Raw genomic sequence first — 13376 nt, 5'->3', positions numbered from 1 at the left:
TAACGGAGGTGAACACACTAATGAGTGAAGCAATTATTGCTAAAAAAGCGGAACTAGTTGATGTAGTAGCTGAAAAAATGAAAGCTGCTGCATCTATCGTCGTTGTAGACGCTCGTGGTTTGACAGTTGAGCAAGATACAGTTCTTCGTCGTGAGCTTCGTGGAAGTGAAGTTGAGTATAAAGTGATTAAAAACTCAATCTTGCGTCGTGCAGCTGAAAAAGCTGGTCTTGAAGAACTTGCATCAGTATTTGTTGGACCATCTGCAGTAGCATTTTCTAACGAAGATGTTATCGCACCAGCGAAAATCTTGAACGACTTTTCTAAAAACGCTGAAGCACTTGAAATCAAAGGTGGTGCAATCGAAGGCGCTGTCGCATCTAAAGAAGAGATTCTTGCTCTTGCAACTCTTCCAAACCGCGAAGGACTTCTTTCTATGCTCCTTTCTGTACTTCAAGCGCCAGTGCGCAACGTTGCTCTTGCAGTCAAAGCGGTTGCAGACAACAAAGAAGACGCAGCTTAATCTTAAGCTACGCAGCGTAGCCTAGCTACGAAATCTATTATAAATTTAAAACATATTTGGAGGAAATAACAATGGCATTGAACATTGAAAACATTATTGCTGAAATTAAAGAAGCTTCAATCCTTGAATTGAACGACCTTGTAAAAGCTATCGAAGAAGAATTTGGTGTAACTGCAGCTGCTCCTGTAGCTGTTGCTGCAGCTGGTGCTGCTGACGCTGGTGCTGCTAAAGATTCATTCGACGTTGAATTGACATCTGCAGGCGACAAAAAAGTTGGCGTTATCAAAGTTGTACGTGAAATCACAGGTCTTGGTCTTAAAGAAGCTAAAGAACTTGTAGACGGTGCACCAGCACTTGTTAAAGAAGGCGTTGCAACTGCAGAAGCTGAAGAAATCAAAGCTAAATTGGAAGAAGCTGGAGCTTCAGTTACTCTTAAATAATAGAGCGACTACATTAGTAGCTTAAAAATATGATTAAACCGCTATTCTTAGGAGTAGCGGTTTTTATTTTGGTTTAAAAAGGGGCAAAAAAGGGTCAAACTATTTATAAAGTTTCTCCAGGACATCAATAACTTATATAGGGGATTGCTCCAAAGATAATATTTTATAAGTATGAGTTGCCTTTTCAACAAAGGGGTTATATAATAGTAATATAGGTATGGAAGATTAATCTTATAATTTATAGTTTTCATTTTAGAGGAGAAAAGATGGCATTAAATTTGTTTGATGTTATTCGTTATGAAGGTGAAGATACAAGGAATATACTTGCTTGGAGACATCCTAAAACGAATATCAAGATAGGAGCAACTGTAATTGTAAACCCTGGTCAGTGTGCTGTATTGTTTTCAAATGGAAGAGCAGTAACTACTTATGATGCTGGTAAACATAAGATTGAAGGATATGATATTCAAGTAGTTTCAGGAATAAAAAACTTTCTAAGTGGAGGTATTTCGTCTGACTCATTGTTTTTGTGGTTTGTGAATATGTATGATTTACAACCGATTGGATGGGGAACTTCTTCTCCTATAATGGTTCGAGATCCAGAAAGTGATATTCCTGTAGAATTGAAAATACATGGGAATTTCATTCCTCGAATTGTAGACTTAGAAGCTTTTATATTAGAATTTATGCCAAGTCACCCCGATATTATAACAGCTCCTATTTTACAAAAACGGTTTAGACAAACTTTTAGTGGGTTGATTAGTTCAGCTATTTCACAAGTAATATACAACCATAAGATTCCAATTCTTGATATTGAGATGCACAGTTTTGATATGTCTGTTGCTTTGTCAGCTATTTTATCCAGCCATTTTTCTAAATATGGAATTAGTATTGAGGAATTTAACATTGAGGCTTTAAAGGTAAATCAGAATAGCAATGGATATAGAGAAATCTTTAAATTCCACAAGCAAATTTTGGAAGCCAAAAGCAAGCAGGCTGGTCGAGATATTGAAGAGTATACTTATCAAGAAGAGAGACAATTTGATCTTTTAGAAGAGGCAGCAAAAAATAATGATTCTGCAGGAAATCTAATGGGAGCAGGCGTGGAAATAGCTATGGGACTTTCCTTGGGAGCTAAATTTAGCAACTTGGTGGATCAGATTGAAGATAGGAATTCATTTGACAAAGATGTGAATCAGCATCAAACTGACCTCAAAGGAGAAACAGGCTTAGCTAAGTTTTGTAGCCAATGCGGGACTGCTTTTTTGGAAGGAGCAAACTTCTGTTCTAATTGCGGGCACGAAAGATAGTTCAAATGATTGGAAAATCATTTTTATATCAATCTTGTTTAAGCATTATCTTTAATCTTTGATTTTTTGTATTTTCAAATTTACTTTTGTTTTATTTGGGAAGTCTGGTATTGCCAGAATTTCCCTTTTTCTTAGAAATTTGAAAACTATGATTTCTTTGTTTGTATTTTTAAATCATTCAATTTATGTAATTCTAAGTATGGAAATGTATGAATAAATACAATGATTCCCTGAAAGATATTAGGAAATCTTTTTAAAAGAGTAAGGGATTACTTAGACAAGTTCTATGACAGGAGGATATTTTGGATGTACCAAGTATTTCGTTTATTAAGTATACTTTTTATGGGATTAACAAGTGCAACATTTTTTCTTTCACTATGGGCTATAACTCTATTTCTTGAACATGGTAGGCCGATTTTCTCAATATTGATTCCTATTATTTTTTCTTTATCAGGTTTCTTTTTGTCATCCTTTGCATTTTATAGCTTTGGTATTTTAGAAAATATAAAAATTAAAGTCAAAGCTTTGGATGAGATATATAATGGGAAAGCTCTTTATAGAGAATATATAGCAACTAGAGGAGAAGATAGGTGAAACAGTATATTAAGAATAATTGGAAAAAAGGCTTTCATTGGTTAATTTCAAATATAGTAATACTCTGTTTTGTAGTTTTATCACTTGCTATCTTTTCTATAGATGATGAACCAAGAATCTTTATATTGAAAAATCTTGATTTTATAATTTTGGCAAAATCTATTGGAATTCCCGTTGTTATCAGTTTTTTATTTTTATCATTTCAAAATGTTACCTTTGTGCCAGTTGCTTTAGTTATTTTATATTTGTTTCGAGAAACAATTAAAGATTCCTTTTCCTTGAAGAAATTAAAACAGAAGAATTTACTTCAAATGCTTGTTTTAATCATTTTATCATCATTTTTTGAATATGAAAAATCTAGGGAATGGTCTATTCGATTTTTATTTCTTTTAGTTCCTTGGTATTTGCTTAGTGTGATTTTAATTTTGGTAATGACTTATTGTGAGTCTAGGAGACAAGAAGAAGTCAAGAAACGAAATCAAATACAAGCTTTATTCACTTTATTTGAAAAGCACCAGATTAACAAAAATACATATCCCGTTATTTGTCCATCATGTAGTGGTGAGAATCTGCTTGACCTAGGGCAAGGTAAATCATGTGATTATTGTGGTGCATGGTTATCTAGAAAGGAAATATAAATGAGACGCTATCGTTTAATCATTTCCAAGGTTGTTTATCCTATAGTATCTTTCATATGTATTGTCACCGGATTGAAATTTTATCAGTACATTGATAACTACATAAGATGGATTTTAGGAAAAAAAGAAGGTTTACTTTATGATTTCTACTTTATGTGGCTTTTAATAGTTACAATTTTGTTTGTTTTATTTTTCCTATTTTTGATTATATCATCTTTTTTATTTTTGAAACAGCCGCGTATGAAACAATATGATAAAGCTTTGATAACAGTTCTTAAGTTTGAAGAACAAGGTGAGGATGTTATTGAAATTAAGGGGAAAGAATTGCGAGATGAGTTATCTTATCGATTATCAGCGAAACGTGTTTATTGTCCTACTTGTCATAAGCCAACAGATGGAGTCATTGGAACTGAATTGACCTGTGCAACTTGCAGTAAAACTTTTATAGTTTCTTGATTTTAAGATAATCGAAATGCTATTATCTTATAGCTATTTTGATATTGTTTCTAAAACCTAGCAAGTTTATTTTCTTTAAAACACAAAAAGCAACAACTGTCTAGCTGTTGCTTTTTGTTAACTTTTTTCAAGTATTAAACAATACCTTGGGCAATCATAGCGTTTGCTACATTTTCAAAGGCAGCAATGTTAGCTCCTGCAAGGTAGTCTTTATCAAGACCGTATGTTTCTGAAGTTGTTTTAGCTGTGTTGAAGATGTTTGTCATGATGTCTTTGAGACGTCCATCAACTTCTTCACGAGTCCATGAGAGGCGAAGGCTATTTTGGCTCATTTCAAGAGCTGAAACGGCTACACCACCAGCGTTGGCAGCTTTGGCAGGTCCGTAGAAGATACCATTTTCTTTGTAAACTTTGATGGCATCAAGGTCGCTTGGCATGTTGGCACCTTCAGAGACACAGATAACGCCTTGGGCAACCAAACGTTTAGCTGCTTCACCATTGATTTCGTTTTGAGTCGCACATGGAAGAGCGATATCGTAGTTACCAGCGTAAGTCCATACAGAGCCTTCATGATAAGTAGCAGTTGCTTTCTCAGCTGCATACTCAGTCAAACGAGCGCGACGTTTTTCTTTAACATCAACCAAAAGATCGAAGTCGATACCATTTTCATCGATGACATAACCATTTGAGTCAGATACAGAGATAACAGTTGCACCAAGTTCAGTTGCTTTTTGAAGAGCGTACTGAGCTACGTTACCAGAACCTGAAATAACAACTTTCTTACCAGCAAAGCTGTTACCGTTAGCTTTGAGCATTTCTTCAGTGTAGTAAACCAAACCGTAACCAGTTGCTTCTGGACGAATCAAGCTACCACCAAATCCAAGAGGTTTACCAGTCAAGACACCAGCATCAAATTGGTTAAGGCGTTTGTATTGACCATAAAGGTAACCAATCTCACGTCCACCAACACCGATATCACCAGCAGGTACGTCAAGTGATGGTCCGATGTGTTTTTGCAATTCAGTCATGAAGCTTTGGCAGAAGCGCATCACTTCAGCATCTGTTTTACCTTTAGGATCGAAGTCTGATCCACCTTTACCTCCACCGATAGGAAGTCCAGTCAAGACGTTTTTAAAGATTTGTTCAAATCCGAGGAATTTCAAAATCCCTTGGTTTACAGTTGGGTGGAAACGAAGTCCGCCTTTATATGGTCCAACAGCTGAGTTGAATTGAACACGGTAGCCGCGGTTTACTTGAACTTTTCCATCACGGTCAACCCAAGGAACACGGAAAGAAATCACTCGCTCAGGTTCAGTAATACGTGCCAAGATATTTTCTTCGATATACTCAGGGTGTTTTTCAAATACAGGTTCCAAAGTGTTGAAAAATTCTTCAACAGCTTGGAGGAATTCAGCCTCGTGCCCGTTACGAGCTTTTACAGTTTCAAACACGCTTTGGATATATTCTTTAGCAGATGTCATATCGTTCTCCTTAAATTCTAATTTAATTATGTGTGTCATTATAGCAGAATTTTTTTTAACTGTAAAGAGAAAAACAAAAATTTTCTAAAAATTCTTTCAATTTGATTTTTGGGATTGTTTGAAATTGGAATTTTTTGAAATTGGATAAAAAACGAACATTTTTCTTATAAATGACTTTCTCAAAGAGAAAAGCTGAAAATATGGTATAATATTAGCAATAAATGGAATCCGGAGGATCAGAATCATGGTATCAACGAAAACACAAATTGCTGGTTTTGAGTTTGACAATTGCTTGATGAATGCAGCAGGTGTGGCTTGTATGACGATAGCGGAGTTAGAAGGGGTTAAAAACTCAGCGGCAGGAACCTTTGTCACTAAGACAGCGACTTTGGACTTCCGTCAGGGGAATCCTGAGCCACGCTACCAAGATGTCCCGCTTGGTTCTATCAACTCTATGGGCTTGCCAAATAATGGTTTAGACTATTATTTGGACTATCTTTTGGACTTGCAGGAAAAAGAGCCAAACCGAACTTTCTTCTTATCTCTAGTCGGCATGTCTCCAGAAGAAACCCATACTATCTTGAAAAAAGTCCAAGAGAGTGATTTTCGTGGTCTAACTGAGCTAAACCTCTCCTGTCCAAATGTTCCAGGTAAACCTCAGATTGCCTATGATTTTGAGACAACAGACCGTATCTTGTCAGAGGTATTTGCCTACTTTACCAAACCTCTTGGGATTAAATTGCCACCATATTTTGATATTGTTCACTTTGACCAAGCGGCAGCTATTTTCAACAAGTATCCGCTCAAGTTTGTTAACTGTGTTAACTCTATCGGAAACGGCCTTTATATAGAAGATGAGTCTGTCGTTATCCGTCCTAAAAATGGTTTCGGGGGCATTGGTGGAGAGTATGTCAAACCTACTGCTTTAGCTAATGTTCATGCCTTTTATCAACGATTAAACCCTCAAATCCAAATCATTGGAACAGGTGGCGTTCTGACTGGTCGTGATGCCTTTGAACATATCCTCTGTGGAGCGAGTATGGTGCAGGTAGGAACAACTCTTCATAAAGAAGGTGTTGGAGCTTTTGAACGCATTACTAATGAACTGAAAGCAATCATGGCGGAAAAAGGGTACGAAAGCCTAGAAGATTTCCGTGGGAAATTGCGCTATATTGATTAAATGAACTAAAAAGTTAGAAGAAAGGAGAGAAGATGCTAGCCATTGAAGAAAGTCAGAAGTTGACTTTATCAAATTTACCGAGCCTGAGCCTTTTTACAGGGACAGACCAGGGTCAGTTTGAAGTTATGAAGAGTCAAGTATTGAAACAGATTGGTTATGATTCTGCTGACCTTAACTTTGCCTACTTTGATATGAAAGAAGTAGTTTACAAAGATGTAGAACTGGAGTTGGTCAGCCTTCCTTTCTTTGCTGATGAGAAAATCGTGATATTGGATCATTTTGTCGATATCACAACAGCCAAGAAACGCTTTTTAACAGATGATGAACTCAAGTCGTTTGAGGAATACCTTGACAATCCTTCGCCAACAACCAAGTTGTTGATCTTTGCGGAAGGAAAACTGGATAGCAAAAGGCGGTTGGTTAAATTACTGAAGCGTGATGCTAAGGTCTTTGATGCAGTAGAAGCCAAAGAACAAGAATTGCGCCAGTATTTCCAAAAGTGGAGCCAGAAACAAGGTCTGCAGTTTGCCAATCATTCTTTTGAAAATCTTCTCGTCAAGTCTGGTTTCCAATTTAGTGAAATCCAGAAAAATCTCCTCTTTTTACAGTCCTATAAGGAAGACTCTGTTGTCGAGGAAGAGGATATTGTCAATGCTATTCCCAAGACCTTGCAGGACAATATTTTTGATTTAACTCAGTTTATTCTGACTAAAAAGATGGATCAGGCGCGCGATTTGGTTAGAGACTTGACCTTGCAAGGGGAAGACGAAATTAAGCTTATAGCTGTCATGTTAGGACAATTTCGGACTTTTACTCAGGTGAAAATTTTGGCGGAATCTGGCCAAACAGAAGCACAGATTGCAAGTAGTTTAGGCAGTTTTCTGGGGCGCACCCCGAATCCCTATCAAATCAAGTTTGCGCTGAGGGATTCACGAGGACTTTCCTTGAGCTTTTTGAAGCAAGCTATTTCCTATTTAATTGAGACAGACTATCAGATTAAGACAGGTCTTTATGAAAAAGGTTTCCTTTTTGAAAAGGCACTCCTGCAGATTGCTAGTCAGGTAAATTGATACTATTTTTGAAACTACAACCCGCGTCAATATTATCTTGTCGTGGGTTTCTTGCTGATTTGCTTATTTTATACTCAATGAAAATCAAAGAGCAAACTAGGAAACTAGCTGCAGGCTGCTCAAAGCACTGCTTTGAGGTTGTAGATAAGACTGACAAAGTCAGTCACATATATAATCCAAGGCGACGTTGACGCGGTTTGAAGAGATTTTCAAAGAGTATTATTAGAAAGTATTTCAGTGATTTCCTTATCTATAAGCAAAAAACTTGAAAAAAGTGAATGTTTGCGTTATCATTTTCATATAGAAAGAAAAAGAGGTATTACAGATGGCTATTATCTTACCAGATCTTCCATATGCATACGACGCTTTGGAACCATACATCGATGCGGAAACAATGCACTTGCACCATGACAAACACCATCAAACTTATGTCAACAATGCTAATGCAGCTCTTGAAAAACACCCTGAAATTGGTGAAGATCTTGAAGCCTTGCTTGCTGATGTAGAATCTATCCCAGCTGATATCCGTCAAGCGCTTATCAACAACGGTGGTGGACACTTGAACCACGCTCTTTTCTGGGAATTGATGACTCCTGAGAAAACAGCTCCTTCTGCAGAACTTGCAGCAGCAATCGATGCAACATTTGGTTCATTTGAAGAATTCCAAGCATCCTTCACTGCAGCAGCAACAACTCGTTTCGGTTCAGGATGGGCATGGTTGGTTGTCAACAAAGAAGGTAAACTTGAAGTGACTTCAACAGCAAATCAAGATACACCAATCTCAGAAGGTAAAAAACCAATCTTGGGCTTGGACGTTTGGGAACATGCTTACTACGTGAAATACCGCAACGTGCGTCCTGACTACATCAAAGCTTTCTTCTCAGTAATCAACTGGAACAAAGTAGATGAATTGTACGCAGCTGCTAAATAATGATAGTTGGAGGGAAGAATTGTTCTTCTCTTTTTAAGGTTATATTATTTTGGTCTGACAAAATCGTCAGACTTTTTTCATTTTTTAAGAGAAACGTGCTAACTGCTAGAAATTATGGTAGAATAAAGTATTAAGTAATCGTGGAAAAAGGATATCTATGCGAAAAGAAATTGCACCTGAATTATACAACTATAACAAGTTTCCTGGTCCTGAGTTCCATTTACACGGGGACAAGGTCGAAACGGAAGGGATCGCTTTTTCCTTGGTGGAAAATAGCAAGGATGCCTTCGATGTGACAGCTTTTAATCAGCGTTTTTCAGAAGTCTTAACCAAGTTTGATTATATCGTGGGAGATTGGAGTAACGAACAACTTCGCCTACGAGGTTTTTACAAGGATGACCGAACAGAAGAAAAACTTGAAAAAATCAGTCGTTTACAAGACTACCTTTTAGAGTATTGTAGTTATGGTTGTGCCTATTTTGTCCTAGAAAATGAAGCCCCTAAGCGAGCATCATTTGACAAGAAAATGCGTAAGAAGGAAGAAGAACATCCTTCTAAAAAAGGAAAGAAACCGACTCAAACAAAACGAAAACCGAATGCAGATAAGAAAAATAGACGTCGTCAGAAAGACCAGCATTCTCAGAAAGAGGACAAGGGGCAACGTCATTTTGTCATTCGTCAGAAGTGAGTAGAGAATAAGGAGAAGAAATGAAACCGTCAATTTATAGTTTAACACGTCAAACCATGCAGGAATGGGTTTTGGAGCAGGGAGAAAAGAAATTCCGTGCAGATCAAATCTGGGAATGGCTTTACCGAAAACGTGTGCAGTCATTTGAAGAAATGACCAATCTTTCAAAAGATTTGATTGCTAAGCTCAATGACCAGTTTGTAGTCAATCCCTTGAAACAGCGTATCGTTCAAGAGTCTGCTGATGGTACGGTCAAATATCTCTTTGAGTTGCCTGATGGTATGCTAATTGAGACTGTACTGATGCGTCAGCACTATGGTTTGTCAGTCTGTGTGACCACTCAGGTCGGCTGTAATATCGGTTGTACCTTCTGTGCTTCTGGTTTGATTAAGAAGCAACGAGACCTCAATAACGGTGAAATTGTAGCGCAAATCATGCTGGTTCAGAAATACTTTGATGAGCGTGGTCAGGATGAACGCGTCAGCCATATCGTTGTCATGGGAATCGGTGAGCCCTTTGATAACTACAACAATGTCTTGAATTTCGTTCGTACCATCAATGATGACAAGGGGATGGCTATCGGTGCTCGTCACATCACGGTTTCAACCTCAGGTTTGGCCCATAAAATTCGTGATTTTGCTAATGAAGGAGTTCAGGTCAATCTTGCCGTTTCCCTTCACGCACCTAACAATGAGTTGCGTTCAAGCATCATGAAGATTAACCGTGCCTTTCCGATTGAAAAACTCTTTGCAGCTATTGAGTACTACATTGAGACAACAAATCGTCGTGTGACCTTTGAGTATATCATGCTAAATGAAGTTAATGATGGTGTTGAACAGGCCCTTGAGTTAGCTGAATTGCTCAAGAATATTAAGAAATTGTCTTATGTAAACTTGATTCCTTACAACCCAGTTAGTGAGCATGACCAATATAGCCGTAGTCCTAAAGAGCGCGTGATGGCTTTCTATGATACGCTTAAGAAAAAGGGGGTCAACTGTGTGGTTCGTCAAGAACATGGTACAGATATTGATGCAGCTTGTGGACAATTGCGCTCTAACACAATGAAACGTGACCGCCAGAAAGCAGTCGCAGCAGTCAATCCTTAATGATGAAGAAAACTTATAATCATATTTTAGTATGGGGAGTCATTTTCTATAGCATTTGCATTGTCTATTTTTGCTTTACTCCTCAAGGACATTCTCCCGTGGGAGTGGAAACTCCAGGTATTCAGCATCTTGGACGCCTGGTTTTTCTTTTGACTCCTTTCAATTCTCTCTGGAAACTGGGCCAAGTGAGTGATGTGGGACAATTATCTTGGATTTTTTTACAAAATATCCTCAATGTCTTCTTGCTTTTTCCTTTGGTGTTCCAACTCCTTTATCTCCTTCCAAACTTGCGGAAAACAAAAAAGGTGCTACTTTTTAGTTTTCTAGTGAGCCTTGGAATCGAGTGTACGCAGTTAGTCTTGGACTTTTTCTTTGATTTTAATCGCGTCTTTGAAATTGATGATTTGTGGACTAATACCTTGGGTGGCTATCTGGCTTGGTACCTCTATAAACAATTACATAAAAACAAGATAAGGAATTAAAATGAGTATTTTAGAAGTAAAAAATCTGAGTCACGGTTTTGGTGACCGTGCAATTTTTGAAGATGTGTCCTTCCGTCTCCTAAAGGGAGAACATATCGGCCTGGTCGGTGCCAATGGTGAAGGAAAATCAACCTTTATGAGTATCGTGACTGGTAAGATGTTGCCAGATGAAGGGAAGGTTGAGTGGTCTAAATATGTTACTGCTGGATACTTAGATCAACATTCTGTCTTGGAAGAAGGACAGTCGGTGCGTGATGTTCTCCGTACAGCCTTTGATGAGCTTTTCAAAGCAGAAGCCCGTATCAATGATCTCTATATGGAAATGGCTGAAGATGGAGCGGATGTTGATGCTCTCATGGAAGAAGTGGGAGAACTCCAAGACCGTCTGGAGAGTCGTGATTTTTATACCTTGGATGCTAAGATTGATGAAGTAGCGCGCGCCCTTGGTGTCATGGACTTTGGTATGGATACGGATGTGACCTCTTTGTCAGGTGGGCAAAGAACCAAGGTGCTTTTAGCTAAACTCCTCCTTGAAAAGCCCGATATCTTGCTTTTGGACGAGCCGACCAACTACTTGGATGCTGAGCATATTGATTGGCTTAAGCGCTATCTCCAAAACTATGAGAATGCCTTTGTCCTTATTTCGCACGATATTCCATTCCTCAATGATGTGATTAATATCGTCTATCATGTGGAAAATCAACAGCTGACGCGTTACTCTGGTGACTACTACCAGTTCCAAGAAGTCTATGCCATGAAGAAATCTCAGCTAGAGGCAGCCTATGAACGTCAGCAAAAAGAAATTGCAGACCTCAAGGACTTCGTCGCGCGAAACAAAGCGCGTGTTGCAACACGAAACATGGCCATGTCTCGTCAGAAGAAATTGGATAAGATGGATATTATCGAACTCCAAAGTGAGAAACCAAAACCATCCTTTGATTTCAAACCAGCTCGTACACCAGGGCGCTTTATCTTCCAAGCCAAGGACTTGCAGATTGGTTATGACCGTCCTCTTACTAAGCCCTTAAACCTCACCTTTGAACGTAATCAAAAGGTTGCCATTATCGGAGCAAATGGTATCGGGAAAACAACTCTCTTGAAGAGTCTCTTGGGAATTATCCCACCAATCGCTGGGGAAGTGGAACGCGGAGACTACCTAGAACTTGGTTACTTTGAACAGGAAGTAGAAGGAGGCAATCGTCAAACACCACTAGAAGCAGTTTGGAATGCCTTTCCTGCACTTAATCAAGCAGAAGTCCGTGCAGCCCTTGCTCGTTGTGGTTTGACAACCAAGCATATCGAAAGTCAAATTCAGGTCTTGTCAGGTGGGGAACAAGCAAAAGTGCGTTTCTGTCTCTTGATGAATCGTGAAAACAACGTTTTAGTGTTGGACGAGCCGACTAACCACCTGGATGTGGATGCTAAGGATGAACTCAAACGTGCCCTCAAAGAATACAAGGGATCTATTCTTATGGTCTGCCATGAACCAGACTTTTATGAAGGCTGGATGGACCAAGTATGGGATTTTAATAATTTAACTTAAGAATGAGAGTAAAAGAAATACAGTATCGAATGTGGATACTGTATTTTTGGGTTTTTAAGATTTAAAATCGTAGTCTTTCACCACTTCGATGCTATCGATAGTAATAGCAGTCGTTGGCTTGTCTTTTTCATCTTTTTCGGCTTTGGCAATTTTATCTACAACATCCATACCGTCAATCACTTGACCAAAGACTGGGTGTTTGCCATCTAGACTAGGGTTTCCCCCTTCTTTATAGGCCTCGATGATTTTCTTTGGATACTTGCTTGTAGGGAGTTTAGCAGAGGTATCTGTAGAATTTTGGTTGATGAAGAATTGGCTACCATTGGTGTTTGGTTGACCAGTATTGGCCATAGAAAGAGCACCACGGATGTTATAGAGATAAGGAGTAATTTCGTTCTTGAAACCAGTTCCCTTGTCTTTTGTCTTATCCTTGTCATGCCAGATGGACTGACCACCTGTACCATCTCCCTTTGGATCTCCAGTTTGGACCATAAAGCCATCGATGACACGGTGGAAGGTAATGCCGTTATAGTAGCCTTCTTTGGCATGAGTAAGGAAGTTTTCAACTGCTAGAGGAGCGAGTTTAGGGAAGAGTTTAATACGGATATCACCCTGACTTGTGTGGAGAATCACTTCAGCCTCGTCTTCAGCAACTTCTTTAGATAGTTGTGGGAAATTGGCGTTTTCGTTTGTCAAAGCATCATTTAACTCCTTGGCAGATTGGGCTGCTGCTTTGGAGCTTTCCTCAGCGGCCAAGCTAGAATCTACATAGTCATCACCACGCAAACTACGTTGGATGTTGCTACATCCAGCTAAGGCTACAGTGGATAGTAAAAGAAGGGTTGCTAGTTTTTTCATTCTGTTCCTCTCAAAAATTCATTTCTACCATTGTACCCTAAAAGGAAGTGGATTTCAAATGTTAGTGACAAGACAGTT

Annotated in this window: 15 protein-coding genes; 13 read left to right on the top strand and 2 right to left on the bottom strand. The window is 38.6% G+C overall.

Features of this window, described 5'->3' with window-relative positions:
- Positions 1-20 precede the first annotated feature (20 nt).
- The 6 genes from rplJ (at position 21) to D7D53_RS05115 (ending at position 3959) form a co-directional block, all read left to right on the top strand.
- Positions 21-521 (top strand): 50S ribosomal protein L10, encoded by a 501-nt coding sequence (gene rplJ, locus D7D53_RS05140; protein WP_004259693.1) that lies wholly within the window; start codon positions 21-23, stop codon positions 519-521.
- A gap of 71 nt (positions 522-592) precedes the next feature.
- On the top strand, positions 593-961 hold the full coding sequence (rplL, locus tag D7D53_RS05135) for a 50S ribosomal protein L7/L12 (protein WP_001196965.1): 369 nt from the start codon (positions 593-595) through the stop codon (positions 959-961).
- Positions 962-1227: 266 nt separating this feature from the next.
- Positions 1228-2271, top strand: coding sequence for an SPFH domain-containing protein (locus D7D53_RS05130; RefSeq protein ID WP_120770328.1), 1044 nt, complete (start codon positions 1228-1230; stop codon positions 2269-2271).
- Between the two features lie 306 nt (positions 2272-2577).
- Positions 2578-2865: a hypothetical protein gene (locus D7D53_RS05125; RefSeq protein ID WP_004259684.1), complete on the top strand. Its 288-nt coding sequence runs from the start codon at positions 2578-2580 to the stop codon at positions 2863-2865.
- On the top strand, positions 2862-3503 hold the full coding sequence (locus D7D53_RS05120) for a hypothetical protein (protein ID WP_020901491.1): 642 nt from the start codon (positions 2862-2864) through the stop codon (positions 3501-3503). The genes D7D53_RS05125 and D7D53_RS05120 overlap by 4 nt, the downstream gene beginning before the upstream one ends.
- Positions 3504-3959, top strand: coding sequence for a hypothetical protein (locus D7D53_RS05115; RefSeq protein ID WP_120770327.1), 456 nt, complete (start codon positions 3504-3506; stop codon positions 3957-3959).
- 134 nt (positions 3960-4093) lie between these two features.
- Here D7D53_RS05115 and gdhA read toward each other — a convergent pair whose 3' ends face one another.
- Positions 4094-5440 (bottom strand): NADP-specific glutamate dehydrogenase, encoded by a 1347-nt coding sequence (gene gdhA / locus D7D53_RS05110; protein ID WP_000199532.1) that lies wholly within the window; start codon positions 5438-5440, stop codon positions 4094-4096.
- A gap of 244 nt (positions 5441-5684) precedes the next feature.
- Between gdhA and D7D53_RS05105 the strand changes: the two genes are divergently transcribed.
- The 7 genes from D7D53_RS05105 (at position 5685) to D7D53_RS05070 (ending at position 12440) form a co-directional block, all read left to right on the top strand.
- Positions 5685-6620, top strand: coding sequence for a dihydroorotate oxidase (locus D7D53_RS05105; RefSeq protein WP_120770326.1), 936 nt, complete (start codon positions 5685-5687; stop codon positions 6618-6620).
- Between the two features lie 32 nt (positions 6621-6652).
- Entirely contained in the window at positions 6653-7690 is a 1038-nt protein-coding gene (gene holA, locus D7D53_RS05100; RefSeq protein ID WP_120770325.1) for a DNA polymerase III subunit delta, read from the top strand.
- A gap of 325 nt (positions 7691-8015) precedes the next feature.
- Positions 8016-8621 (top strand): superoxide dismutase SodA, encoded by a 606-nt coding sequence (gene sodA, locus D7D53_RS05090; protein WP_120770324.1) that lies wholly within the window; start codon positions 8016-8018, stop codon positions 8619-8621.
- A 157-nt stretch (positions 8622-8778) separates the two neighbouring features.
- On the top strand, positions 8779-9309 hold the full coding sequence (locus D7D53_RS05085; protein WP_120770323.1) for a YutD family protein: 531 nt from the start codon (positions 8779-8781) through the stop codon (positions 9307-9309).
- Between the two features lie 20 nt (positions 9310-9329).
- Positions 9330-10415 carry a dual-specificity RNA methyltransferase RlmN gene (rlmN, locus tag D7D53_RS05080; RefSeq protein WP_000804762.1) on the top strand — a complete coding sequence of 362 codons (1086 nt, stop codon included), beginning with the start codon at positions 9330-9332 and terminating at the stop codon, positions 10413-10415.
- The gene (locus tag D7D53_RS05075) at positions 10415-10897 is read left to right on the top strand and encodes a VanZ family protein (protein ID WP_120770322.1); all 483 of its coding nucleotides are present in this window, start codon (positions 10415-10417) and stop codon (positions 10895-10897) included. The genes rlmN and D7D53_RS05075 overlap by 1 nt, the downstream gene beginning before the upstream one ends.
- 1 nt (position 10898) lies before the next feature.
- Complete coding sequence (locus tag D7D53_RS05070) at positions 10899-12440, top strand: ABC-F family ATP-binding cassette domain-containing protein (protein ID WP_120770321.1); 1542 nt, start codon at positions 10899-10901, stop codon at positions 12438-12440.
- A 54-nt stretch (positions 12441-12494) separates the two neighbouring features.
- Here the strand turns inward: D7D53_RS05070 and D7D53_RS05065 are convergent, their stop codons facing one another.
- Positions 12495-13298, bottom strand: a complete 804-nt coding sequence (locus D7D53_RS05065; RefSeq protein ID WP_084947549.1) for a peptidylprolyl isomerase — start codon at positions 13296-13298, stop codon at positions 12495-12497.
- Positions 13299-13376 lie beyond the last annotated feature (78 nt).

The organism is Streptococcus gwangjuense (assembly GCF_003627155.1).
In the GTDB taxonomy this organism is placed as follows: Bacteria; Bacillota; Bacilli; order Lactobacillales; family Streptococcaceae; genus Streptococcus; species Streptococcus gwangjuensis.
The sequence above is the reverse complement of the archived record's forward strand: the minus strand, read 5'-3'. Positions and strand labels throughout refer to the sequence as shown.